Origin of the sequence: Rhodococcus sp. NyZ502 (assembly GCF_041464245.1) — a bacterium.
GTDB classification, from domain to species: domain Bacteria; phylum Actinomycetota; class Actinomycetes; order Mycobacteriales; family Mycobacteriaceae; genus Rhodococcus_F; species Rhodococcus_F qingshengii.
In genome coordinates, this window is record NZ_CP167155.1 from 2,898,327 (window position 1) to 2,922,422 (window position 24,096).

General features: G+C 63.0%; 25 protein-coding genes and 1 pseudogene. 20 read left to right on the top strand and 6 right to left on the bottom strand.

What is annotated here, in order from left to right; all coding sequences use genetic code 11:
• Nucleotides 1-50 precede the first annotated feature (50 nt).
• The 5 genes from pgsA to pdxS all read left to right on the top strand — a co-directional run bounded on the left by pgsA (nt 51) and on the right by pdxS (nt 4,850).
• A complete protein-coding gene (gene pgsA / locus ACBG85_RS13585) occupies nt 51-728 on the top strand; it encodes a phosphatidylinositol phosphate synthase (protein WP_372027745.1) in 678 nt (225 codons plus the stop codon).
• Nucleotides 725-1,627: a phosphatidylinositol mannoside acyltransferase gene (locus ACBG85_RS13590; RefSeq protein WP_030536867.1), complete on the top strand. Its 903-nt coding sequence runs from the start codon at nt 725-727 to the stop codon at nt 1,625-1,627. Before pgsA ends, ACBG85_RS13590 begins: the two co-directional genes overlap by 4 nt.
• Nucleotides 1,624-2,751: a glycosyltransferase family 4 protein gene (locus ACBG85_RS13595; RefSeq protein WP_003943332.1), complete on the top strand. Its 1,128-nt coding sequence runs from the start codon at nt 1,624-1,626 to the stop codon at nt 2,749-2,751. The genes ACBG85_RS13590 and ACBG85_RS13595 overlap by 4 nt, the downstream gene beginning before the upstream one ends.
• Entirely contained in the window at nt 2,748-3,770 is a 1,023-nt protein-coding gene (locus tag ACBG85_RS13600) for an NUDIX domain-containing protein (protein ID WP_042449941.1), read from the top strand. Before ACBG85_RS13595 ends, ACBG85_RS13600 begins: the two co-directional genes overlap by 4 nt.
• A gap of 171 nt (nt 3,771-3,941) precedes the next feature.
• A complete protein-coding gene (pdxS, locus tag ACBG85_RS13605; RefSeq protein ID WP_003943338.1) occupies nt 3,942-4,850 on the top strand; it encodes a pyridoxal 5'-phosphate synthase lyase subunit PdxS in 909 nt (302 codons plus the stop codon).
• Nucleotides 4,851-4,951: 101 nt separating this feature from the next.
• On the opposite strand, the gene ACBG85_RS13610 is transcribed toward pdxS, so the two are convergent.
• Nucleotides 4,952-5,428 (bottom strand): RidA family protein, encoded by a 477-nt coding sequence (locus ACBG85_RS13610; RefSeq protein ID WP_050656607.1) that lies wholly within the window; start codon nt 5,426-5,428, stop codon nt 4,952-4,954.
• Nucleotides 5,429-5,932: 504 nt separating this feature from the next.
• Between ACBG85_RS13610 and ACBG85_RS13615 the strand changes: the two genes are divergently transcribed.
• Nucleotides 5,933-7,444, top strand: coding sequence for a DUF222 domain-containing protein (locus ACBG85_RS13615; RefSeq protein ID WP_372027748.1), 1,512 nt, complete (start codon nt 5,933-5,935; stop codon nt 7,442-7,444).
• Between the two features lie 113 nt (nt 7,445-7,557).
• Complete coding sequence (locus tag ACBG85_RS13620) at nt 7,558-8,379, top strand: acyl-CoA thioesterase II (RefSeq protein ID WP_003943337.1); 822 nt, start codon at nt 7,558-7,560, stop codon at nt 8,377-8,379.
• Nucleotides 8,380-8,414: 35 nt separating this feature from the next.
• Here the strand turns inward: ACBG85_RS13620 and ACBG85_RS13625 are convergent.
• Nucleotides 8,415-9,038, bottom strand: a pseudogene (locus ACBG85_RS13625) (hypothetical protein).
• A gap of 79 nt (nt 9,039-9,117) precedes the next feature.
• On the opposite strand from ACBG85_RS13625, the gene tesB reads away from it, so the two are divergent.
• Together tesB and pdxT are read left to right on the top strand one after the other, a co-directional pair.
• Nucleotides 9,118-9,987 carry an acyl-CoA thioesterase II gene (tesB, locus tag ACBG85_RS13630; RefSeq protein WP_007732935.1) on the top strand — a complete coding sequence of 290 codons (870 nt, stop codon included), beginning with the start codon at nt 9,118-9,120 and terminating at the stop codon, nt 9,985-9,987.
• Nucleotides 9,987-10,592, top strand: a complete 606-nt coding sequence (gene pdxT / locus ACBG85_RS13635) for a pyridoxal 5'-phosphate synthase glutaminase subunit PdxT (protein ID WP_007732937.1) — start codon at nt 9,987-9,989, stop codon at nt 10,590-10,592. The genes tesB and pdxT overlap by 1 nt, the downstream gene beginning before the upstream one ends.
• 25 nt (nt 10,593-10,617) lie before the next feature.
• On the opposite strand, the gene ACBG85_RS13640 is transcribed toward pdxT, so the two are convergent.
• Nucleotides 10,618-11,295 (bottom strand): response regulator transcription factor, encoded by a 678-nt coding sequence (locus tag ACBG85_RS13640; protein ID WP_054826058.1) that lies wholly within the window; start codon nt 11,293-11,295, stop codon nt 10,618-10,620.
• The gene (locus ACBG85_RS13645) at nt 11,250-12,464 is read right to left on the bottom strand and encodes a sensor histidine kinase (protein ID WP_372027752.1); all 1,215 of its coding nucleotides are present in this window, start codon (nt 12,462-12,464) and stop codon (nt 11,250-11,252) included. The genes ACBG85_RS13640 and ACBG85_RS13645 overlap by 46 nt, the downstream gene beginning before the upstream one ends.
• 111 nt (nt 12,465-12,575) lie before the next feature.
• On the opposite strand from ACBG85_RS13645, the gene ACBG85_RS13650 reads away from it, so the two are divergent.
• Complete coding sequence (locus ACBG85_RS13650) at nt 12,576-12,776, top strand: hypothetical protein (protein WP_003943331.1); 201 nt, start codon at nt 12,576-12,578, stop codon at nt 12,774-12,776.
• A 1-nt stretch (nt 12,777) separates the two neighbouring features.
• On the top strand, nt 12,778-13,479 hold the full coding sequence (locus tag ACBG85_RS13655) for a GAP family protein (RefSeq protein WP_372027754.1): 702 nt from the start codon (nt 12,778-12,780) through the stop codon (nt 13,477-13,479).
• A 30-nt stretch (nt 13,480-13,509) separates the two neighbouring features.
• On the opposite strand, the gene ACBG85_RS13660 is transcribed toward ACBG85_RS13655, so the two are convergent.
• Together ACBG85_RS13660 and ACBG85_RS13665 are read right to left on the bottom strand one after the other, a co-directional pair.
• The gene (locus ACBG85_RS13660) at nt 13,510-14,430 is read right to left on the bottom strand and encodes a hypothetical protein (protein ID WP_054826060.1); all 921 of its coding nucleotides are present in this window, start codon (nt 14,428-14,430) and stop codon (nt 13,510-13,512) included.
• Nucleotides 14,427-14,783: a GntR family transcriptional regulator gene (locus tag ACBG85_RS13665; RefSeq protein ID WP_047269313.1), complete on the bottom strand. Its 357-nt coding sequence runs from the start codon at nt 14,781-14,783 to the stop codon at nt 14,427-14,429. Before ACBG85_RS13665 ends, ACBG85_RS13660 begins: the two co-directional genes overlap by 4 nt.
• A 145-nt stretch (nt 14,784-14,928) precedes the next feature.
• Here ACBG85_RS13665 and ACBG85_RS13670 point away from each other — a divergent pair, with 145 nt between their 5' ends.
• From ACBG85_RS13670 to ACBG85_RS13710, 9 genes are all read left to right on the top strand, one after another.
• Nucleotides 14,929-15,681, top strand: coding sequence for a YebC/PmpR family DNA-binding transcriptional regulator (locus tag ACBG85_RS13670; RefSeq protein ID WP_007732951.1), 753 nt, complete (start codon nt 14,929-14,931; stop codon nt 15,679-15,681).
• A 124-nt stretch (nt 15,682-15,805) separates the two neighbouring features.
• Nucleotides 15,806-16,375, top strand: coding sequence for a crossover junction endodeoxyribonuclease RuvC (gene ruvC, locus ACBG85_RS13675; RefSeq protein ID WP_003943325.1), 570 nt, complete (start codon nt 15,806-15,808; stop codon nt 16,373-16,375).
• Nucleotides 16,372-16,971, top strand: coding sequence for a Holliday junction branch migration protein RuvA (gene ruvA / locus ACBG85_RS13680; protein WP_007732953.1), 600 nt, complete (start codon nt 16,372-16,374; stop codon nt 16,969-16,971). Before ruvC ends, ruvA begins: the two co-directional genes overlap by 4 nt.
• A complete protein-coding gene (gene ruvB / locus ACBG85_RS13685; RefSeq protein ID WP_003943304.1) occupies nt 16,968-18,065 on the top strand; it encodes a Holliday junction branch migration DNA helicase RuvB in 1,098 nt (365 codons plus the stop codon). The genes ruvA and ruvB overlap by 4 nt, the downstream gene beginning before the upstream one ends.
• Before the next feature lie 138 nt (nt 18,066-18,203).
• Complete coding sequence (gene yajC, locus ACBG85_RS13690; protein WP_003943339.1) at nt 18,204-18,551, top strand: preprotein translocase subunit YajC; 348 nt, start codon at nt 18,204-18,206, stop codon at nt 18,549-18,551.
• A gap of 197 nt (nt 18,552-18,748) precedes the next feature.
• The gene (gene secD, locus ACBG85_RS13695) at nt 18,749-20,470 is read left to right on the top strand and encodes a protein translocase subunit SecD (protein WP_007732956.1); all 1,722 of its coding nucleotides are present in this window, start codon (nt 18,749-18,751) and stop codon (nt 20,468-20,470) included.
• Entirely contained in the window at nt 20,467-21,690 is a 1,224-nt protein-coding gene (secF, locus tag ACBG85_RS13700; protein WP_007732958.1) for a protein translocase subunit SecF, read from the top strand. The genes secD and secF overlap by 4 nt, the downstream gene beginning before the upstream one ends.
• A gap of 2 nt (nt 21,691-21,692) precedes the next feature.
• Complete coding sequence (locus tag ACBG85_RS13705; RefSeq protein ID WP_070160287.1) at nt 21,693-23,423, top strand: ABC transporter substrate-binding protein; 1,731 nt, start codon at nt 21,693-21,695, stop codon at nt 23,421-23,423.
• Complete coding sequence (locus ACBG85_RS13710) at nt 23,420-23,998, top strand: adenine phosphoribosyltransferase (protein ID WP_007732962.1); 579 nt, start codon at nt 23,420-23,422, stop codon at nt 23,996-23,998. The genes ACBG85_RS13705 and ACBG85_RS13710 overlap by 4 nt, the downstream gene beginning before the upstream one ends.
• Nucleotides 23,999-24,096 lie beyond the last annotated feature (98 nt).

A 24,096-nucleotide genomic window follows, 5' to 3' on the forward strand; every position in this document is an offset into this window, starting at 1 on the left:
TTGCTGCAACGAGTTCCGAACCGGAACTCACGACGGGGAGGGTTCCTGCGGTGTTGAGCTTCTTCGGGCGCGCATCGGTGTCCAAGGTGACGGCACCTATGGGGAAGGCGCTGGTCAAGACCGGTCTGACGCCGGACTCGGTGACGGTGATCGGCACGGTGGCAAGCGTCGCCGGTGCGGTGACGCTGTTTCCGTCCGGACATCTGTTCTGGGGAACCATGTTCATCTGGTTCTTCGTCATGTTCGACATGCTCGACGGCGCAATGGCTCGTGCTCGCGGCGGCGGAACGCGGTACGGGGCGGTACTGGACGCGACCTGCGACCGCGTCGCCGACGGCGCGATTTTTGCCGGCCTGGCCTGGTGGGTGGTCTACCACGAGAACAGCAAGTGGCTGCTCGTCGCGACGCTCATCTGCCTCGTCACCTCGCAGGTCATCTCGTACGCGAAGGCGCGCGCGGAGGCGAGCGGGCTGACTGCGGACGGCGGGTGGATCGAGCGCCCGGACCGATTGATCATCGTGTTGGTCGGATCCGGCCTGACGGGTATGGGTCTTCCGTGGGCAATCCACATCGCGATGTGGGTACTTGCCGCCGGAAGCATCGTGACGGTCTTCCAGCGAGTGCTCGCGGTGCGCAATTCCCCTGGCGCCCGGGAACTTCTGCCGATCGCCCCGGCCGCATCGACGGTCGAAGGTGCGCCGAACACGGACGGCGAGGCAGAGAAATGAGCTTTGCCGAGCGTGCAACCGACCTGGGATACGCCGCGGGTTGGCGTCTGGTGCGAAGCCTGCCGGAATCGGTGGCGGTCAAGCTGTTCGACGCCGGAGCGGATTTCGCGGTACGCAAGGGCGGACCCGAACAACTCAGGAAGAACCTCGCGAGAGTTCTGGGCACGACGCCGGAGCAAGTTCCGGATCAGTTGATCAAGGATTCGATGCGCTCGTACGCCCGGTATTGGCGTGAGGCGTTTCGTCTTCCGTCGATGGACCTGGTCGCGACAGGTAAGGCGCTGCATGCGCTGGTCGAGGGCCAAGAACATCTGGAAAAGGCAATGGCGGCAGGTCATGGCGCGGTATTGGCGTTGCCTCACAGCGGTAATTGGGACATGGCCGGCGTGTGGTGCGTTCAGCAGTGGGGCGGGTTGACCTCCGTTGCCGAGCGGCTCAAGCCCGAATCCCTGTACGAACGGTTCGTCGACTATCGCGAGAGTCTCGGCTTCGAGATCTTCCCGCTCAGCGGCGGGGAGCATCCTCCGTTCGTCGAACTCTCCAAGCATCTGCGTGAGAACAAGATCGTGTGCCTGTTGGGGGAGCGCGATCTGGCGAAGAAGGGTGTGCCCGTCACGTTCTTCGGAGAACCCACTCGCATGCCCGCCGGCCCGGCGAAGCTCGCGATCGACACCGGCGCGCCGCTGCTACCGGTCCACTGCTGGTTCACACCCGACGGATGGGGCTTCAAGATCGACCCGCCGATCGACGTATCCGGCGGAGTCGGCCCGGCCACGCAAGCACTTGCCGACCGTTTCGCGGTCAACATCGCAGCGCACCCCGCTGACTGGCACATGCTTCAACCGCTGTGGCGCTCGGACCTTTCCGAATCGCGGCTCGCCCGCATGGAGGGTGAATGAAAATCGGCATGATCTGCCCGTACTCCTTCGACGTCCCCGGCGGCGTCCAGGCGCACGTGGTGGATCTGGCCGAGGTGCTGATCGAACGTGGTCACAAAGTGAGTGTGCTTGCGCCGTCGTCCGATGACGACGAGTTGCCGGATTTTGTGGTTTCCGCAGGTAAAGCCGTCGCGATTCCCTACAACGGTTCTGTTGCGCGGTTGTCTTTCGGCCCGACGGCGAACAACCGCCTCCGCAAGTTCATCGCGGAAGGTGACTTCGACGTTCTACATATCCACGAACCCAATGCGCCGAGTCTGTCCATGCTCGCGTTGCGCATCGCGGAAGGCCCGATCGTCGCCACCTTCCACACGTCGACCACGAAGTCGTTGGTGCTGAGCACGTTTCAGGGTGTCTTGGCTCCGTATCTCGAGAAGATCAGCGGCCGGATCGCAGTCTCGGAGTTGGCGCGTCGTTGGCAGGTCGAGTCTCTCGGATCCGACGCGGTCGAGATCCCCAACGGCGTCGATGTCGCAGCGTTTGCCGAGGCCGATCTGTTGCCCGGCTACCCGCGCGAAGGTGGAACCATTCTGTTCCTCGGTCGCTACGACGAACCGCGCAAGGGGATGGCCGTCCTCCTCGGCGCACTGCCGGAGTTGGTCGAGCGTCACCCGGATCTCGAAGTGATCGTGGTCGGACGCGGCGACGAGGAGAAACTCCGCAAAGAGGCGGGCAAGTACTTCAAGCATCTCCGCCTGCTCGGGCAGGTCAGTGACGAGGAGAAAGCGTCGGCGCTTCGCAGTGCGGACGTCTACTGCGCGCCCAATCTCGGCGGTGAGAGCTTCGGGATCGTGCTGGTCGAGGCCATGGCGGCTGGCACTGCCGTCGTGGCCAGTGAGTTGGACGCTTTTCGCCGTGTTCTTCGCGACGGTCAGGCCGGCTTGCTGGTCCCCATCGGGAACTCCGATGCCTTGGCAGAGGCAATCGATTCCGTTCTCGGTGACCCGGATCGACGACGCGCGCTGGTCAACACCGCGACAAGTGTTGTTGCCGAATACGACTGGCCGGTGGTGGCCGAACAGATCCTGCGTGTCTACGAGACCGTCACGGTTGGCGGCACCGGCGTACGCGTGGTGGGTTCATGACCTTCTCCGCTCTGACAATCTTCATTCTCGGGCTCGTCGCTGCCGTCGTCCTGGTCGTCGGACTGTGGGCGTACGGGACGGCGAACCGACTCGATCGACTGCATGTGCGTTCGGATCAGTCGTGGTTGGCGCTCGATGCGGCTCTGTCCCGTCGTGCCGCGGTTGTCCGCGCGGCGGCTGTGGACATGAGCGCCGACGACGCCCGCAGATTCGTCACCTTGGCGGACGCCGCCGAACGTGCGGATCGTCAGGATCGCGAGCTTGCCGAGAACCGGCTGTCCAATGCTCTCGCTGCCTACGGCACGACGTCGCTGCGACCTCAACTGGTGGCCGAGTTGGCCGATGCCGAGGCGAGGGTCCTGATCGCTCGGCGGTTCCACAACGACGCGGTGCGCGACACTCTCGCGTTGCGTACGCGTCGACTTGTTCGCTGGCTGCACCTCGGGGGAACGGCACCGCTACCTCAGTACTTCGAGATATCGGAGCGCACGACCGCGGCGGCGGTGCCCGAGGGCATCACCGTGGATACGTCACGGACCTCTGCCCGCGTGGTGATGCTGGACGAGGAAGATCGGGTGCTGCTGTTGCGCGGGCACGATCCCAAGATCCCGAACACTTACTTCTGGTTCACCGTCGGCGGCGGGCTCGAACGCGGCGAACACCTACGGGCGGCTGCCGTTCGTGAGATCGAGGAGGAGACCGGATTCGTCGTGGCTCCGGAGAATCTGCGAGGTCCGCTCTGGCGTCGTGTGGCGATTTTCCCGTTCGACGGTGAGCTGATCCGTTCGGAAGAGCTGTTCTTCGCTACGCGCACTCACGGCTTCGAGCCGGTCTTCCAAGGCCACACGGAATTGGAGCAGCGTGCCATCACCGGCCATCGCTGGTGCAGCGCCGACGAGATCCGCCAATTGGCCAAGTCCGGTGAGCCGGTCTACCCGTTGGATCTGGCAAACCTCCTGGTGGAAGCGGCGACGATCGCGGACGGTACCGAGGATCCGGAAGTGCGTTCCATCCGCTGATCCTTCGGTCGTTCAGTTCTCGCGGGCAGTTTAAGGCCAGCAATGGCAAATTGGATACGGAATCGAAGGCCGGTTCGTCCTAGAGTTCTGGCCAGAGGCCTCCGCGCGAATGAACTCGTGTGTTCGCCGTGCCTTGTTTCTTTCGTCACGCCACTACTGCAGGAGTTTGCTGTGAGCACCCCCGACTCTGCCCCCACCACCGCCATCGGCACCGCCCGCGTCAAGCGCGGCATGGCTGAAATGCTCAAGGGCGGTGTGATCATGGACGTGGTCACCGCTGAGCAGGCCAAGATCGCCGAAGACGCCGGCGCCGTCGCCGTCATGGCACTCGAGCGGGTCCCCGCAGACATTCGCGCACAGGGCGGCGTCTCGCGCATGAGTGACCCGGACATGATCGACAGCATCATCTCCACCGTCAGCATCCCCGTCATGGCGAAGGCACGCATCGGTCACTTCGTCGAAGCGCAGATCCTGCAGAGCCTCGGCGTCGACTACATCGACGAGTCCGAGGTCCTGACCCCGGCCGACTACGCCAACCACATCGACAAGTGGAAGTTCACCGCTCCCTTCGTCTGTGGCGCCACCAACCTCGGCGAAGCGCTCCGTCGCATCAACGAAGGCGCGGCCATGATCCGCTCGAAGGGTGAAGCAGGCACCGGAGACGTCTCCAACGCCACCACCCACATGCGCACCATCCGCGGCGAGATCCGCCGGTTGACCTCGCTGAGCGAAGACGAACTGTACGTAGCCGCCAAGGAACTGCAGGCCCCGTACGAACTGGTCGTCGAGGTCGCCAAGGCCGGCAAGCTGCCGGTCACCATGTTCACCGCCGGCGGCATCGCCACGCCGGCAGACGCTGCGATGATGATGCAGCTCGGCGCCGAGGGCGTGTTCGTCGGATCGGGCATCTTCAAGTCCGGCAATCCGAAGCAGCGCGCCGAGGCAATCGTCAAGGCCACCACGTTCTACGACGACCCGGACGTGCTCGCCAAGGTCTCGCGCGGACTCGGCGAGGCAATGGTCGGCATCAACGTCGACGACCTGCCTGTCGGACACCGCCTCGCAGAGCGCGGTTGGTGACAGCAGGTTCGACGACCGGGCCCAATTCCTGAAAGTCCTCACAGACGAAGGGGCGGCGGTTGCGTTGGCAACCGCCGCCCCTTCGGGGTGTGGCAGACCGATCAGATGCTGTCCGATACCTCGAACACGAACTCGACCTCGACGGCACTGTTTCGGGGTAGTTCGGCGACGCCGATCGCTGAGCGGGCGTGTTGTCCAGCCGAACCGAAGATCTCGGCCAGCAGGTCGGACGCACCGTTGATCACCTGGGGTTGCTGCGAAAATCCCGATCCGGAAGCAACAAATCCAACGACCTTGACGACCCGAACGATGCGATCGAGCCCGACTAAGGCATCGACTGCCGCGAGTCCGTTGAGAGTGCACAACCGCGCCGCCTGGGCGGCGTCTTCGACGGAGACGCCCTCGCCCAACTTACCGATGCACGTCGTAGTGCCGTCGACGAGCGGCAATTGCCCCGACGTGTAGACGTATGACCCCGTCTGAACGGCGGGGAGGTATGAGCCTGCGGGGGTGGCAACAGGCGGGAGGGTCAGGTCGAGTGCGGCGAGTCGTGCGGTCCAGGTACTTGCGTCGTTCATCGGTTCCTCAATGGGTTCTTTTGTCCGGGAATGGTGTTCGAGTCTGTCATCGGGAGTCTCGGCAAGTCCAAGTCGTATTTGCGCCCACCCCATCACTTTTGGTGATATTCGCCTGTCCGGTCGCGTACTGGTGCTCGACGGCAAGGACACTGTCACGGAGGTCGTCGAGAATATCTTCGAGTTCGAGGGGCGGCCTGGGCATGAGATTGTCCATGTCTTTGCAGTCGACTCAGCTGACATCGATGCGTTTCCGCTCGACGTGCAATTCCGAGTCCTAGACGAAGGTAGTCCAGTCCACTGGGTATTGAGTGGTGGGTCCGACCGCCCTATCTACCCGGCCGAAGCTGCCCGCATTATCAACGCCCTGGTTCAGTAGGGGAATCCGTTGCCGGAACACGAGTGGCAGCAAAGGTTGCTCCGCAACAATTTTCGGTCAATCGGGATTGTTCGGACTGATTCCTGGAAATCATGGATGTCGAACGTATATTCGAATAATGTTGAGGAATGTTCGATGACGGAGTAGGAAGTTCGGGTACCGCAGCGCAGCTGTCCGGTGCTGAATCCGACTGCGCCCTCATCGATCTCATCGCCGATCTGCATGCGCGCGAATCGATGCTCGTGGAACGGAAACTGGCTGCCATTGCCGAGTTTTTCGAGCGTCGCAGCGCTGACCACACTGATAACGGTGCTTGGTCGTCTACCGCTCACGAACTGGCTGAGGCCGAGCTCGGCGCGGCATTGACCATGGGCCGTGCCGCAGCGGGAAAGTTGATCGGTCTCGGCTTTTCTCTCAAGACTCGCCTCCATCGCACGCGTGCCGCCATGGCGCGCGGAGAACTGGATTTGTATCGAGTCGGATTGGTCGACTCCGCTACAGCCAACGTCGATGACGATTTGATAGACGAGGTGGAACGGCAACTCCTCGAAAAGATTTCAGCACCACCGATACATGGCGGTACCGGCATGACGGGCCGCCGATTGACGGCGGCCATCGACCGTATCGTCGCCGTGGTGGATCCGGAGGGGATGCGCGAGCGTCGACGCCGCGCCCTCGCTGACCGGTTCGCGGGTGTGAGCGCTGCCGAAGACGGAATGGCGCGGATTTTGGGGAGCATCCCGGCGGAGGACGCACGGGCTTTCGATAGTCGGTTACGTGAGTTGGCGATGTCGGTGTGTCGACACGATTCCCGTAAGTACGAGCAGAGACGAGCCGACGCATTGGGAGCGTTGGTAGCCGGGTCGACGATTCTGCCGTGCGATTGCGGCCGGGCCGACTGCCCACAAGACCGTAGCGGGATTGTTGTGGTGCGTCGGCCGTTGGTTCACGTGGTCATGCTGGAATCCACGCTTCAGGGCGGTGACGCACCAGGTGGACACGAACCCGCTCATCTCGACGGTAATGGCGTGATCAGCGCAGAGCATGCGCGTGACATCGCCGCGGGTGCGCTGATTCGGAATGTGAAGGTACCAGCCGACGCCGCGCTCGAGGCTGCCGGTATGGGCGAGCCAGTACCTTCGCCCGTCGTTCCTTCTGCGTTCGTGTACCGCCCGGGCGCTGTCCTCGACACGTGGGTGCGGGTGATCGCAGGAAGCTGTCAGTGGCTGCACTGCGATGTCGCGGCATGGAATTCCGATCTCGATCACACTGAACCCTTTGATCATCGCGATCCCACTCGTGGTGGAAAGACGGTGGCCTCGAACTTGAGTGCCTATTGTCGAAACCATCACCGCCTCAAGCACTCCGGTCAGTGGGTGCACACCTCGAACCCGGACCGCAGCGTCATGCTGACCTCGCCGACCGGACATTGCTACCGAACGAGGCCGTCAGGTCTGCTGGCGGGAAGGCTCGAGCCTGTACTGCCCGAGGGTGGTCGGCGTCGGCGCACACGTCTGGAAAACAAGGCCGCTCGTGTGCGGGGTGAACGCCGGCGGCAGCGGTTACGAATGCACCTCCGAATGAAGAAGAAGGTCCGGAGGAGGACCTTCGACGGCGGAGGCGATCCACCCCCATTCTGAGTAGGGCGGCGTGCAGCTCCATGATTTTGTATGCCCACTTTGGTGGCCGGGGGTGCGTCAGGCATTGTGTGAAGGTCGGTAGACGTCGGTACACGGGAAGATGTGGAGCATCGATGGCGAGGATCGAAGAAATTCTGGAGTTGGAACGCCTCGAGCGGGACATCTTTCGAGGAATCATCGCGGAGACCACCCTGACCCGCACTTTCGGCGGCCAGGTCGCCGGACAGGCATTGGTGTCGGCGGTACGCACGGTCGATCCGGCCTACTCGGTTCATTCGTTGCACGGATATTTCCTGCGTCCGGGAAATCCGATGGAGCCGACGGTTTTTCTGGTTGATCGTGTTCGGGACGGTCGATCGTTCGCGACCCGCTTGGTCACCGGAATTCAAGACGGGCAAGCCATTTTCACGATGTCGGCGTCCTTCCACGTCCAAGACGAAGGCATCGAGCACCAGGACGAGATGCCACCCGTTCCTGACCCCGAGACCTTGGCCATCGCCCAGGATTCGGAGGATCCCGAGACTGCGTGGCTGGCGCGTGAGTGGTCCGATTGGGACCTTCGAATGGTGCCGAAGGCCGACATCGACAAACGTCCGGGCGCTGCCGCGCAGCAGCAAGTGTGGTTCCGTTCCCGCGAGGCACTCCCGGACGACCCGGTATTTCACGTGTGCACGCTTGCCTACATGAGCGACATGACGCTGCTCGGATCTTCTCGCGGCCCCCACATGGACGTCGCCATGCAAAGCGCTTCGCTCGATCACGCCATGTGGTTCCTGCGGCCGTTCCGCGCCGACGAGTGGCTGTTGTACGACCAGACGTCGCCGTCAGCGGGCTTCGGTCGCGCACTGACGCAGGGACGAATCTTCGACAGCCGAGGAAATATGGTTGCTGCAGTCGTCCAGGAGGGTCTGACCAGGCTGTATCGCCCGAAGTGAGGTCGGCCGACGTGACATCAATCGCAGTGAGACCTTCACTGGCGAGACCGCACCGCAGGCCGGGCCGGATGGTCGTATCTGACCTCGAAATCGACCTCCTCGGACACTTCTGATCGGTGTTCGAGGAGTGCCTCGACGGTCCACAGATCTGCCTCCGGTGTGTGCCGCCGCATGGCAGGTTCGCTCATGTCCAGGCGGACGCTGACGTCGAACTCCAGCCCGCGCCCGAGCAACATCGGACCGGCGATCACGATGACCGCGCGCTCATGGACGGGGATACGGGTCGAACTAGCCGATCGATCGGTGGGTTCGTCCCAGAGTTTCGGCAAGAACGCCCGTTTGGTGCGGGCTGCGGTGATCACTTCACGATCGAGTGCCGGATAGTCGAACTAGATAGTGCGGTAACTCAGCGCATCCTCGTGGCCGAACTCGTATCGCAGCGAAGCCGGCCGCACGTAGTCGTGCAGTGACACAACAGCACTCGGCCTGTTGCGCGACTCGACGGCGGTGCCGACCAGTTCCGCGAGCCGAGACGGCTGTGCACAATCAGGTCCGTCGATCGCTACTACCGCCACCGACGGAAACGATCCGCTAAGCGTTGCAATCTGCTCGGCCAAGGCGAGGGGACTGGACGGGATGAATGTACTCACGCCCACCATGGTGCCGTGCCCGCTCGCCGAGGCGATATTGTGAACCGTCATCGCGCCCAGTGCGGCGGTCTATGTTTTCGGAGGACTCATGGTTGGTATCGAGGAGATCCTCGCGCTCGAACACCTGGAGAAGGACATCTTCCGTGGTGCGGTCCATCCCACCGCACTTCAACGGACGTTCGGCGGGCAGGTTGCCGGGCAGTCGTTGGTTTCTGCCGTGAGCACCGTTGACGAGAGCTACCACGTGCACTCGTTGCACGGATATTTCCTGCGCCCGGGCAATCCGAAGATTCCGACGGTCTACCTGGTGGACCGCATCCGCGACGGGCGCTCGTTCTGCACCCGCCGGGTGAATGCAGTTCAGGACGGCAAGACGATCTTCACGATGTCGGCCTCGTTCCACGTCGACGACGAAGGTATCGAGCACCAGGACCGGATGCCCTCCGTTCCGGCGCCGGAGGACTTGCCGGACGCGCAGACCGTTCCGAAGTTGGCTGAATCGCAGTTCTATCAGGAGTGGAAGAACTGGGACATCAGAATTGTGCCCGCTGAGCAGAGCGCGTCAGCGCCGGATCTCGCCGCGCAGCAACGCGTGTGGATGCGCTACCGCGAGGCTCTGCCGGATCGTCCGCTGCTGCACATCTGCACGCTTGCGTATCTCAGTGACATGACCCTGCTCGGAACTTCGAAAGTCCCGCACCGCGGCGTGAAGACGCAGACTGCTTCGCTCGATCACGCGATGTGGTTCCTGCGTCCGTTCCGGGCCGACGAGTGGTTGCTCTACGACCAGACGTCGCCGTCGGCAGGTTTCGGTCGCGCGCTCACTCAGGGGCGTATCTACGATCGCGATGGCAACATGGTGGCAGCGGTGGTTCAGGAGGGTTTGACGCGTCTCGAACGCGAACCCGACAGCCATGAGAGCAAGAACAGCCGTGAGAACAAGACAGGAACTGTGTGATGACGCGTCCGTTGATCGGTGTACTCGCCCTCCAAGGTGATGTTCGCGAACACCTTGCCGCACTCGATGATTCGGGAGCGGATGCGGTGGGTATCCGGCGCCCGGAGGAACTCGACAAGGTCGACGGCATCGTGATCCCCGGTGGCGAATCCACCACGATGAGCCGGCTTCTGCAGGTATTCGAGCTGCTGGAACCGCTTCGTGAGCGACTCCGCGGCGGGCTGCCGGCTTACGGATCGTGTGCGGGCATGATTCTGCTCGCCAGCGAGGTACTAGACACCCGGCCGGACGCCGAGCATCTCGGCGCCATCGACATGACGGTGCGCCGCAACGCTTTCGGTCGGCAGGTCGATTCTTTCGAGTCCGACCTGGAGTTCGAGGGCATCATCGGTGATCCCATTCGCGCCGTCTTCATCCGCGCGCCGTGGGTGGAGCGAGTTGGGCCGGGCGTTGAGGTCCTTGCGCAGGTTCCCGCCGCCGCGGGGGAGGCCGCAGGCCGGATCGTCGCGGTTCGGCAGGGCTCGGTGATCGCCACTTCTTTCCATCCCGAGGTTACCGGGGACCGTCGAGTGCACGAGATGTTCGTCGATCTGGTTCGCGGATAACTGGAGTAGTCAGCCTCGGCCGAACCTACAGCTCCAGTTCGCGGGCAAGGATCGCCGCCTGGACGCGTGAGGTGAGGTGCAACTTCGACAGAACTCGCGACACGTGCGACTTCACCGTCGGAGCACCGACTCCGAGTTCACGCGACAGTTCGGCGTTGGACATACCCGTCCCCAACAGCGCGAGGACCTCGCGTTCACGGTCGGTGAGCTCGCTCAATCCCAGCGGTTCGGTGGGTTTGGGTGCGCGCTGCACGAACTCGCCGATCAGGACACGCGCCGCGCGCGGAGCGAGCACTGCATCTCCGGCCGCGACGTTGCGGATAGCGCTGGTCAGCTCGTCCGCGGTCGCAGTCTTGAGCAGGAATCCCGAAGCACCGGCGCGCAGGGCCGCGAAGACGTATTCGTCGAGGTCGAAGGTGGTCAACACCAGAACCCGGCTGCGGGTCGTCCCGATGATCTGACGCGTCGCCTCGATGCCGTCGGTGCCTGGCATCCGGACGTCCATGAGTACGACGTCGGGTTGATGCGTGCGGGTGACGGTGATCGCCGACGCTCCGTCACCGGCTTCTGCGACGACATCGATGTCGTCGTGCTGCCGCAGGATCATCGCGAGTCCCGACCGGATCGCGGCGTGGTCGTCGACCAGGGCGACGGTGATCACCGATCCGTTCCGTTCGGCGCGGGGACCGGTATCTGTGCGCATACCGTCCATTCTCCGTCGACCGGAAGTGCGTCGAGTGAACCGCCCAGCAGTTCGGCGCGGTGACGCATGTTTGCAAGTCCGTGCGTTCCCGCCCGAAAACTGGATGTGTCGCGACCGATGGGGTTTCGGATCTCGATCTGTAATGCATTGTGCTGGAGAGAGATCGACATCGAGATCGGTGCACCAGGCGCATGCTTGAGCGCATTGGTCAACGCCTCCTGGGTGATCCGGTACGCCGTGTGATCGACCACGCTCGGCAGGTCGGCAGTATCGATGTCGATCGCAACGTGCACGGCGGCGCCGGCTGCCCGAACTGCGTCCAGGACGACGGGCAACTCGGTCAGCCGCGGGGGAGAGGAACGCGGGTCCGGGGTCTCGTCGTCCCCGGCGTGGAGCAGTTCGATCATCGAGCGCATCTCGGAAAGGCCCGCGAGACTGCTCGATCTGATCGCCCCGATCATCTCCCGCAAGCCGTCGTCTGGTTCGCCCCGTTCACCGGAGAGAGCTGAGGTGGACAGTGCCGCCTCCGAGTGGATGGCGATGGCGGAGAGGTGGCTTGCGATCACGTCGTGCAGATCGCGCGCCATGGTCGCGCGTTCGTGAGCGACCGCGGCCTCGCGGTCCAGAGCGGCGAGTGCTTCGTGGACTCTGGAACGCTCGCGTTCGGCCTCGGTCAGTTCGACTTGTCGACGGATGACCAGTGCCCACCACACCGGCGTACCGAAGAACAGAGCGGTCACGACGCCCGCCCCAGCCGCAGCGCGGACGTCCTGGGTGGACAGGTAGACGAGTGCGGTGAGCGCGGCAACCGTCACCGCGGTCAGAGAACACACCACTCGGCCCAGCCGCGCCGTCCCGTACAGAACTGCGGCGTAGGTGAGATCCGAGAGGACCAGCCACATCGGCAGAGTGGGTCCCAGGGCAGCGTCGACCGCGACGATGACGGCCCCCGCCGCCAAAGCTGTTGCCGGACGCACCCGCCGGAACGAGTCGATCGCACACAGCAGAGCCAGCATCCCGATCCGAACCCCGGCGGGAACGTCGGCGACACCTCCGACATCGGTCCACATTTGGTACAGGCCGACCAGGTAGAGGAGTACCCCGATCGCGAACAGGCCGAAGGCGATGAGCGGATCGTTCCACTTGCCGACACTCCGACTTCTGGTCACCACAGACTTATCAGAGCACATCGGGGCGCCTGACTTGTCATACCAAATGATGAGGTCGGCGTTGTTCCGATGGCTGATGTGCGGATTCGATAGAGAAGACAGGCTCGACGTATGAAAATTCGCTTCGAGTTGATGATCGGCATTCTCTTGGTCGTCGGTGGCGGCTGTCTGTGGCTGTTCGCGCGTGACGCCGAGTTCTTCTGGTTTCGCGGCGGACCACTCGGCGTGATCCTCGCGATCATCGGTGCCTTCGACATCGTGAATGCAGTCCGAACGAGGGAGACAGCGATACCCGAGCGCCGAAACGACTGACGTGGAACTCGTCCTGCTCACCACGCTGGGCGGGCTCGCCCTGCTGGACAGTACGAGCATCGGAACATTGGTCGTCCCGGTCTGGATGTTGTTGATGCCGGGACGACCGCAGGTTCGCAGGCTGCTGACGTATCTGGTGGTCATCACGACGTTCTATTTTGTTGTCGGGGTGGCAGTCTGGACGACGGCACGGGCAGGCATGCCTATCGTCGCCCCGCTGCTCGAAACCCCCGCAGCCCGCGGTGTGCAGTTGATTCTCGGTATCGCGTTGTTCGCGTGGAGCTTTCGATTCGATTCCGAGAAGAGGCGCACATCCGGTCAGGCCGATCGAACTCATGTTTGGCGAGAGCGGGTGCTCGGCTCGGCCATTTCCGCGAGAAGTGTTGTACTTCTGGCGATTGCTGCCGGAACCGCCGAATTGGTGACGATGCTGCCCTACTTGGCGGCGATCGCGATGATCACCGCTGCTGGGCTGTCCGCAGTCACGTCTGCGTCGATACTTGCCGGATACTGCCTGATCATGGCCGTGCCCGCAGTGCTTCTGTTGTGCGGGCGGGTCGTGGCCGGCGACCGACTGGACAAGCCGCTGCGCCGAGTGGACTCGCTGATGTCTCGCTACGGCGACAGCGCAATGGGTTGGGTATTCGGCATTGCCGGTTTCTACCTCGCCGGCAATGCCGCTGCCGTGTTGTTCGTGAGTTGACGTTGTTCGTGAGTTGACGTTGTTCGTGAATCAACCAGCCTGAACCAACGAATTGATCAGCTTCACACCGTCTTCCGGGTGATCGACGGTTACGGCGAACAGTCGTCCGCTCTCGAGAGTGACCACGATGGCCTCACCCGAGCGGAGAGTGACGGCTGTTCCGCGCGGTGTCATTCGGTAACCCCATCCGCCCCATTCGGCTGGACGTATCGCGTCGACTGATGCGGACTTCACCTTCGAGATGGGGATCTTCTTCCATCGAACGCCCCAGGAACTGATGCCGACACCGTGACGGTCGACGCGCACGGTGATCGACGCGAATGCTGTGACGGCGAGTGTGGACACACCCAGGATCACGGCAACCCACCAATCCGAGTACGCGGCAGTCGCGATCACGAGAACTACGAGGCCGGCGGTAACGATCCACGGCCAGACGCTGCGGACCTGCCCGACCCACACTGCACGTTCGGAGGCCGTCAGCGGAGTGTCGAGCGTCGGGGTCGGCAGTGCCGACTCCGGGCCGCTTCGTTGCTGGTCAGGCAGCGCGTATGCCAGAACTCCTACGAGTACCGCCGCGATCGGCGCAAGAATCCACCAGCCGATACGCGCGTCTTCCGGCGACCCGGCGTCGATCGTCAGGGCGACGCTCAGAATCCAGATCGTCGCCAGTGTCGCACTCGAGATCGAGGTGACGGCCAGAAACAGGGGCGCGTTGTCGCTCGAACGGGCCGCGACGACACAGGCGCAAACGACAGCCACCAGTGAAATCACCAGCGCGATGGCGAAAAACGTCGTCGTGGTGCTGAACCCGTCCGGGGTCGATCCGGACCAATGGCTCGCGACGGTTTCGGGCAGGCGTTCATCCCACGCGAAGCGCGCGAGAACCAGGATCAGGGTCGGGATCAACGTCAGTGAAGCTGCTGTCCAGAGTCGGATCTTGCTGGTCGTCATTGTGTGCTGGTCTCCTTGATGAGGTCGAGCATGTGCGCGGTGTCGAGTCCGAGATTTCGGGCCTGCCGCACGAACTCGCGCGCAGATTCGTTGAGAGCTGTTCTTCCCGAGTCGAACTCGGCGCGAATAACGGCGCCACGTCCGCGTCGGAGGTCGATCAGGCCTTCGTCGCGGAGTGTTGCGTACGCCCGAAGAACCGTGTGGAGATTGACGTCGATCGAGTCGGCGAGAGCGCGAGCGGACGGCAGACGGTCACCGGGACCGATCTCACCGCGGATGACCGAGCCACGAACCCCGGCCGCAATCTGCTCCGCGAGTGGAGTTGTGGAGGCGTGATCTATTCGCACCAACATGTTTGCATTCTATGCAAACAATGCGTGGTTTGACTAATTCGTGTCGGGGGATGCAGCGAGTTGTGACGTGGGACGGGTAACATCGGCAGAGCTGAAAGACGCGCATTCGGCGTGCGCAACGCAGCAGGAAAGGGGCTTGAATCGCATGAGCGGCCACTCAAAATGGGCCACCACCAAGCACAAGAAGGCTGTGATCGACGCACGTCGTGGCAAATCCTTCGCGAAGCTGATCAAGAACATCGAGGTGGCGGCACGAACCGGCGGTGGCGATCCCACGGGCAACCCCACCTTGTACGACGCCATCCAGAAGGCGAAGAAGACGTCTGTTCCCAATGACAACATCGAGCGTGCGCGCAAGCGCGGCGCCGGTGAAGAAGCGGGCGGCGCAGACTGGCAGACCATCATGTACGAGGGCTACGGACCCAACGGCGTCGCCGTTCTGATCGAGTGCCTCACCGACAACCGCAACCGCGCAGCCGGTGAAGTTCGCACCGCGATGACCCGTAACGGTGGCAACCTCGCTGACCCGGGTTCCGTCTCCTACCTGTTTGCTCGCAAGGGTGTCGTCACGCTCGAGAAGAACGGCCAGTCGGAGGACGACGTCCTGATGGCTGTGCTCGACGCCGGTGCCGAGGAAGTCACCGATCTCGGTGAAACCTTCGAAATCGTCAGTGAGCCACAGGATCTGGTTGCCGTACGGTCGGCACTTCAGGAAGCCGGCATCGACTACGACTCCGCTGAGGCCGATTTCCGCGCTTCCGTCGAGGTTCCCTTGGATGTCGACGGCGCACGCAAGATCTTCAAGCTCGTCGACGCGCTCGAAGATTCTGACGACGTGCAGAACGTCTACACCAACATCGATCTTTCCGACGAGGTTCTCGCGGCTCTCGAAGACTGATTGCTTTTCAACTCAACCCGGTCCTGACGTCCGCGTCCGGGCCGGGTTGCGTGTTGATGCGGGGTAGTAGTCCCGCGCACCGCTAAGCTATCGAACAGCTGTTCGGTATGGAGAGGTGTGACAAGTGCGCGTGCTCGGAGTGGACCCAGGCTTGACTCGCTGCGGGTTGGGAGTGGTCGACGGGAGCAACGGCAGGAAAGTGCGCCCCATTGCGGTCGACGTGGTGCGGACTCCGGCCGAGATGGACCTCGGTTCTCGGCTTCTGCGGATCTCTGATGCGGCTGAACTGTGGATCGAGCAGTACAAGCCGGAGGTCGTCGCGATCGAGCGCGTGTTCGCGCAACACAACGTCAGTACCGCGATGGGGACGGCGCAAGCAGGCGGAGTTGTCGCGCTCGCTGCCGCCAGACGCGGCATTCCGGTGTGTTTCCACACGCCCAGCGAGGTGAAGGCCGCCGTCACCGGCAGCGGTAACGCCGACAAGGCGCAGGTCACTGCGATGGTGACGCGAATTCTGAATTTGAAGACGGCGCCGAAACCTGCTGATGCCGCCGACGCGCTGGCGCTGGCGATCTGTCACTGCTGGCGAGCTCCCATGATCGAGCGAATGGCCCGAGCCGAGGCGATGGCCGCCGAACAAATGCGTAAGTATCAGGCAAAATTGGCCGAGACGAAGAAGGCAGGTTCACGATGATCGCGTCGGTACGCGGCGAGGTACTCGATATTGCGCTCGACCATGCGGTCATCGAAGCGTCGGGCGTCGGATATCGGGTCAATGCCACCCCGGTGACCCTCGGTGCGCTGCATCGGGGAAGCGAAGCACGACTGTTTACGACGATGATCGTTCGCGAAGACTCGATGACGTTGTACGGCTTTTCCGATACCGAGTCGAAGGATCTGTTCAGCCTTTTGCAAACGGTCTCGGGTGTCGGGCCGCGCCTGGCGATGGCAACTCTTGCAGTTCTCGAACCGGACGCGCTGCGGCGGGCGCTCTCGGAAGGCAACCTGACGGCGTTGACGAGGGTCCCCGGTATCGGAAAACGCGGCGCCGAGCGCATGGTTGTCGAACTGCGCGACAAGGTCGACGCCGTCGCGACGACGGCCGGCGCGGCGTCCGGTGTCGTCGTCGGCAGTTCGATCCGTGATCAGATCGTCGAGGCTCTCGAAGGTCTGGGCTTCCCGATCAAGCAGGCTGAGCAGGCCACGGATTCGGTTCTGGCGGAATCGCCCGAGGCCACCACGTCGGTCGCACTGCGTTCTGCTCTGTCGCTGCTCGGTAAGACTCGATGAACTTCGACCCGATCGACGATTTCGACGACGAGTCGCAGGTCTCTGCCGAATTGGTGGCGGGAGACGGTGATGTCGAAGCGAGTCTGCGCCCCAAGAGTCTCGACGACTTCATCGGGCAACCTCGTGTTCGCGAACAACTGCAGCTCGTGCTCACCGGAGCAAAACTTCGTGGCAGCACGCCTGATCACATCCTGATGTCCGGTCCCCCCGGGCTCGGCAAGACGTCGATGGCGATGATCATCGCGGGGGAGTTGGGCTCTTCTCTGCGGTTGACGTCCGGACCGGCGCTCGAACGCGCCGGAGACCTGGCCGCGATGCTGAGCAACCTCGTCGAGGGCGACGTGTTGTTCATCGACGAGATTCACCGAATCGCTCGTCCGGCCGAGGAGATGTTGTACCTGGCGATGGAAGACTTCCGTGTCGACGTCGTCGTCGGTAAGGGGCCGGGTGCCACGTCGATTCCTCTGGAGGTTGCACCGTTCACGCTGGTCGGTGCGACTACGCGGTCGGGTGCGCTGACCGGTCCGTTGCGCGACCGCTTCGGGTTCACCGCTCACATGGATTTCTACGAACCCGAAGAGCTGCAACAGATTCTGATGCGTTCGGCCGGAATTCTGGGCGTCGATCTCGAAGTTGACGCCGGCGCCGAAATCGCACGACGCTCGCGGGGGACACCGCGTATCGCGAACCGATTGCTGCGCCGGGTTCGCGACTTCGCCGAGGTGCGCGCCGACGGAATCGTCACCATGGACGTCGCTCAGGCGGCCTTGGCCGTCTACGACGTGGACCAGTTGGGCTTGGACCGTCTCGACCGATCCGTACTGAGTGCGTTGGTGCGGTCGTTCGGCGGCGGGCCCGTCGGCGTGTCGACGCTTGCGGTGGCCGTCGGCGAGGAACCGTCGACGGTGGAAGAAGTGTGCGAGCCGTTCCTGGTCCGGGCCGGGATGATCGCCCGGACGCCGCGAGGACGTGTGGCTACCGCCGCTGCCTGGACTCAACTCGGAATGACACCGCCGCCGGATGCCGCAGCGGGCGGTATCGAGGTTCGTGTCAACGAACCGCAGGCCACGTTGTTCGATCCGAACGGCGAGTGAATTTCGACTGGAAAGGCCTACTTGAACGGCCGATCTGTCAGGAATCCTCAGCAACTAATGGCACACTGGTGTATTGCGTAGGTCCATCCGGGACCATCGCGGCGTAAAACGTGCAACACAACCGAGGTTGATCAACACATGTCGAGTTTGCTTTTCCCCCTCTTGATCCTCGCACTGCTGGTGCCCATGTTCCTGGGCATGCGCAAGCAGAAGAAGGCCTTGGCCGCGACTTCCGAGATGCAGGACTCGCTGCAGGTCGGCGATCGGGTGCAGACCACGGCCGGGCTCTACGCCACGATCGCTTCCCTGGACGACGACACCGTGGACCTCGAGATCGCGGACGGTGTCATCACCACCTGGTCGCGTCTGGTCATCCGTGAGCGCGTCGTCGAGACGACCGAGACCGACGAGTACGACGACGACTCGATTTCCGAGATCGAAGAGTCTGCTGCCGACACCGAAATCCGGCTCACCAAGGAGTCCTGACTTCGTCGACCTGGTACGTGTTCTAGAGTTGTGAACTCGGACACACGTCCAGATTGTCTTGTCCGCTCTTACACCAGCAGCTCAGTTCACCCCGTTGATCAATCGTTGCAGTTCGAACGCCGCAGCTCGGGTGGTCGTCGACCACCCGAGCCGTGCACTTACTGAAGCTCTGCACCTACCGAGGAGACTTAAAGATCGTGGCACCTTCCACCGGAACGGTGCATCCGGTCCGCTACCTGGCCCTTTTCGGGGTCCTGGTAGTGGCACTGTATGCCCTGGTGTTCTTCACTGGAGACAAGTCGGCCACGCCGAAACTCGGCATCGACCTGCAGGGTGGAACGCGCGTCACGTTGACCGCTCGTACCCCGGACGGCAGCGCTCCCAGTCAGGACAGTCTCAAGCAGGCTCAGGAAATCATCGAGACCCGCGTCAACGGTCTCGGCGTTTCCGGTTCCGAGGTCGTTGTCGACGGTGACAACCTCGTCATCACCGTTCCCGGCGACGACAGTGCGCAGGCTCGCTCGCTCGGCCAGACCGCTCGTCTGTACATCCGCCCGGTGACGGGTTCGATCGACGTCGCCACCCGTGACGCGAATCGGACAGCTACGCCTGAGGCGCCGGCGGCCGAAACTCCGGCCACTGATGCACCGGCCCCCGAAGCACCCGCTGACGGGACGCAGACGCCGCAGAACCGTCCGTTCCTGGCTCAGGACCCGACTACTCCCGAGGCAACGCCCGCGCCGCAGACAACGACTCCGGCCCCCACCGGGGACGCTCCGAGCGACGGCACCGACGAAGGCGACGCAGCAGCAGCGGAAATCGCCGCAGCGCGCGCCCTCCGGCAGAGCAGCGATCCGACAGTGCAGCAGCAAGCAGTGGCGAACCTCGACTGCTCCGTCGCGGATCCGCTCCGTGGAAACGACGACCCGACCCTGCCGCTGGTCGCCTGCTCGCAAGACGGACTGAACATCTATCTCCTCGGTCCTTCGATCATCGACGGACAGGAGATTGCCGACGCGTCTTCGGTCTTCAACTCGCAGCAGTCGCGCCACGAGATCAGCCTCTCGTTCAAGACGACCGGCAGCAACACCTGGGCCGAGTTCACCTCAGCCAACATCGGCAAGCAGGCAGCGTTCACGCTCGACTCGAAGGTCGTCAGCGCTCCCACGATTCAAGGTGCAACGCCTGCGGGTAGCGCCACCTCGATCACGGGCAGTTTCACTGCCGAGAGTGCCAAAGAACTTGCCAACACACTGAAGTACGGTTCGCTTCCGCTCTCGTTCGCAGCCTCTGAGGCCGAGACGGTCTCGGCCACGCTCGGCCTGGCCTCACTGCAGGCGGCATTGATCGCCGGCGCGGTCGGTCTCGTTCTCGTTCTGCTGTACTGCCTCGTCTACTACCGCATGCTCGGCGTCCTGACGGCGTTGTCGCTGATTCTCTCCGGAGTCATGGTCTACGCGATCATGGTTCTGCTCGGCAGATACATCGGCTTCACGCTCGACTTGGCCGGCATGGCTGGTCTGATCATCGGTATCGGTATGACCGCCGACTCGTTCGTCGTGTTCTTCGAACGCATCAAGGACGAAATGCGTGAGGGCCGTAGCTTCCGCTCGGCGGTGCCACGCGGTTGGGCAAGAGCACGCCGAACAATTCTTTCCGGCAACGCGGTGAGCTTCATCGCCGCCGCAGTTCTGTACGTGCTTGCGGTCGGACAGGTGCGCGGCTTCGCCTTCACCTTGGGTCTGACGACCATTCTCGACGTGATTGTCGTGTTCCTCGTGACGTGGCCACTGGTCAGCATGGCGTCCCGTTCGGCGTTCTGGTCCAAGCCCAGCGTCAACGGTCTCGGCGCAGTGCAAGAGGTTGCCCGCGAACGTAAGGTTGCCGCCGCTGCGTCGGCTAAGGAGACACGAGCATGAGCGAGTCCAACAACTCCCCGGTGGGGTCCACCAACAGTTCCGCCGCCGAGTCCGCCGATGCGGCGGCCCGGTCGGAGATCACCGACTCAGGCGTCGATCAGGGCGCGATGCCCAAGCACAGCTGGCTCTCGCGGTTGTACACCGGAACGGGTGCGTTCGAGGTCGTCGGCAAGCGTCGCTTCTACTACGGACTGACCGGCGCTCTGGTCGCCATTGCGCTGCTGAGCATCATTCTGCGCGGCTTCACCTTCGGTATCGATTTCGAAGGCGGATCACGCATTCAGTTCCCGGCCGAGGGCGGAGTCGAGACGTCGGCGGTGGAAACCGTCTACTCCGACACACTCGGGTTCGAACCGGTCAGCGTGCAGACAGTCGGCTCGGGTGCCAGCGCAACCGTGCAGATCCGGTCGGAGACGTTGAACGCGACGCAGATCAACGATCTTCAGTCGGCTCTCTTCGACGAGTTCCAGCCCAAGGACAAGAACGGGAACCCGTCGGCGCAAGCCATCAGTTTTGCGGACGTGAGTGAAACCTGGGGTGGCCAGATCACCAAGAAGGCGCTGATCGCGCTGATTGTGTTCCTGGTGATCGTGAGTATCTACATCGCCATCCGCTTCGAGCGGGACATGGCGGTAGCTGCGATCGTTGCGTTGTTCTTCGACATCATCGTCACTGCCGGCGTCTACTCGCTCGTCGGTTTCGAGGTGACGCCCGCGACGGTGATCGGTTTGCTCACCATTCTCGGTTTCTCGCTGTACGACACCGTGGTGGTGTTCGACAAGGTCGAAGAGAACACCCGCGGTGTTCTGCATCTGACGCGCCGGACGTACGGCGAGCAGGCCAACCTCGCGGTGAATCAGACCTTGATGCGATCGATCAACACGACCGTCATCAGCGTGCTCCCGGTGATCGCTCTGATGGTTGTCGCGGTCTGGATGCTCGGCGTCGGCACACTCAAGGACCTTGCGCTCGTTCAGCTCGTCGGCATCATCGTGGGTGCGTACTCCTCGATTTTCTTCGCGACGCCGCTCCTGGTGTCGATGAAGGAACGCTGGGGACCCGTTGCCGCGCACACTCGTAAGGTGCTCTCGCGCCGGGCTACGCTGGCCGAGAAGGGTACGCAGACGGTTGCCGTCGGCGCACCAGTTGCACGCCGTGCGCCGGTTGCTCCGCAGCCGGGTGCGCGGCCGACCGGAAAGCGAAACAAGAAGGGGCACTGAACATGCTCCCAAGAACACGCACACTGGTTCGATCGATGACGTTCGTTGCGGCCACGGCTGTGGCTGCGGGTTCGTTGGCGGCCTGCTCGGAAAGCGCCGAGCAGGTTCCGTCCATCGGATATGCCATCGACAACTCCATCTCCACGTACAACGCCAACACGACAGCTGGATCGGTGTCCGGGGCGATGGCCGCGTTCGGCCGGGTGCTTCCCGGCTTCACGTTCACCGGCCCGGCCGGAGCACCTGTCTCCGACACCGACATCGGAACGGCGTCTGAGTTGCCCGGTGACGTGCTCACGGTCTCGTACAAGCTCAATCCGGCGTCCGTGTACTCCGACGGGATTCCGATGTCCTGTGACGATCTCGTCCTCACCTGGGCGGCGTCGAGTGGCAAGTTCACCGAAGACGTCGATGGTGCCGTGAAGCCCATGTTCGACACGGCGAACAATCTCGGATACGCGGACATCGACCGGATCGACTGCCAGAGCGGGGCGAAGGACGCGACGGTGTTCTTCAAACCCGGGCGATCGTTCACCGATTGGCGGTCGTTGTTCGGTGCGACTGCGTTGATGCCTTCACACGTCGTGACGCAGCGCACGGGTGTCAGCGACGTGGTGAGCGCGGTGAATGCCGGTGACACCGAAGCGTTGTCGAAGATCGCGGACTTCTGGAACACCGGGTGGAACCTGACTCCAGGTCAGGTGGACACCTCCGTACTGCCCTCCGCTGGTCCGTATCGAATCGACTCGTACAGTACCGACGACGGCCTGGTGCTGGTCGCGAACGAGCGGTGGTGGGGCAACAAGCCTGCGACCGATCGCATCGTCGTCTGGCCACGTGGTGTGAATCTGACCGAGGATCTCGACAAGAACTCGATCGAGGTAGTCGACGTCGCTTCCGGCTCGGCTGGCGAACTCGGTACTCCGTCCGGGTTCGACGTCCAACAGATTCCGTCGCGGTCGATCGAGCAGTTCGTTCTCGCGACGTCTGGTTCGCTGGGCGACGAAGCCGCCCGTCGAGCGTTCGCGCATTGTGTTCCGCGGACAACTCTGTTCGAGAAGTTCGGGCAGACGGATAACGCGCCGCAGGCTGGTCTGGGTTCCGGCGTGGTCGATTCGCGACTGATGGCGCCGGATTCACTCGTGTACAGCGACGCCGCTGCGGTCGACGGTGACCGGTACGCCAATGCCGACGTCGATGCCGCGAAGACGTCGTTGTCGGAAGCCGATCTCGACCAGTTGACCGTCCGTGTCGGGTACCTCGCACCGGACCCGGTGCGGGCGCAGATCGTCTCCGAAGCGAAAGCCGCGTGTGCTCCGGCGGGAATTACGATCGAGGACGCGAGTACCGACAGCTTCGATCCTGCGAGTCTGCAGTCCGGGGGAGTCGACGCTGTGCTTTCCGGCATGGCAGGCAAAGTCGGGGCAGGCGGAACAGCGAGCATGATCGACGCGCGCGGAGCGCTGCGATCGGGCAACGGCGCAAACCTCGGTACGTACGGAAATGCCAGGATCGATCAGATCATCGATCAGTTGAACGTGGATGCGAGCACGAGTGCGCAATTGGGACTCTCGGTGGAGGCGGAGAACATCCTGTGGACCCAGGTGCCTACGATTCCACTGTTCAATCAACTACGAACTGTCGCTGTAGCTCCAGGCATGTCGGCAGTGTTGGTCAATCCGACTCGGGCCGCTACCGGCTGGAACATGGACAGATGGGTACTACGCAGATGAGCGTCTCGAATGGTGTTGCCTTGCACACGACTGAAGAATTGATCGCAATCCACCGGGCTGCCGGGGACGCCGTTGTTCGGCTGACCCGCTGGGCGGACAACTTTCCCGGTCCCGGTGTTCGGTTCGCCGATCTGACTCCGGTGTTCGCCGACGCCGAGGGGTTCGGGGCCGTGCTCGATGCCCTTGTCGCCTGTGCTCCGGACGCCGACACGATCGCCGCCGTCGATGCTCGCGGTTTCCTGCTCGGTGCCGGTGCGGCCGCGAAGATGGGTGCGGGAGTCGTTGCCGTGCGGAAGGTCGGCAAACTGCCGCCGCCGGTGCTCTCTCGTTCGTACAGCCTCGAGTACGGATCCTCGACTCTCGAGATTCCCGCAAACGGCTTCGATCTCACGGGGCGGAATGTTCTGGTGATCGACGACGTTCTGGCTACCGGAGGGACACTCGAGGCGGCTGTACAGTTGGTCGAGTTGGGTGGAGCGAACGTCGTCGGCGTCGCAGTGGTGCTCGAGATCGAGGAACTGCGCGGTCGAGATCGCTTCTTGAAGTACCCACTGACATCACTGGTGAAGGTCTGAGTATTAAAGTTGTCTCCTGGGGGTCGAGTTAGACCTCCAGGGCAATTACCCGATGCAGGGCGGTTGCCTCAACCAACTCGGTGGTAGGAGGTGGCGAC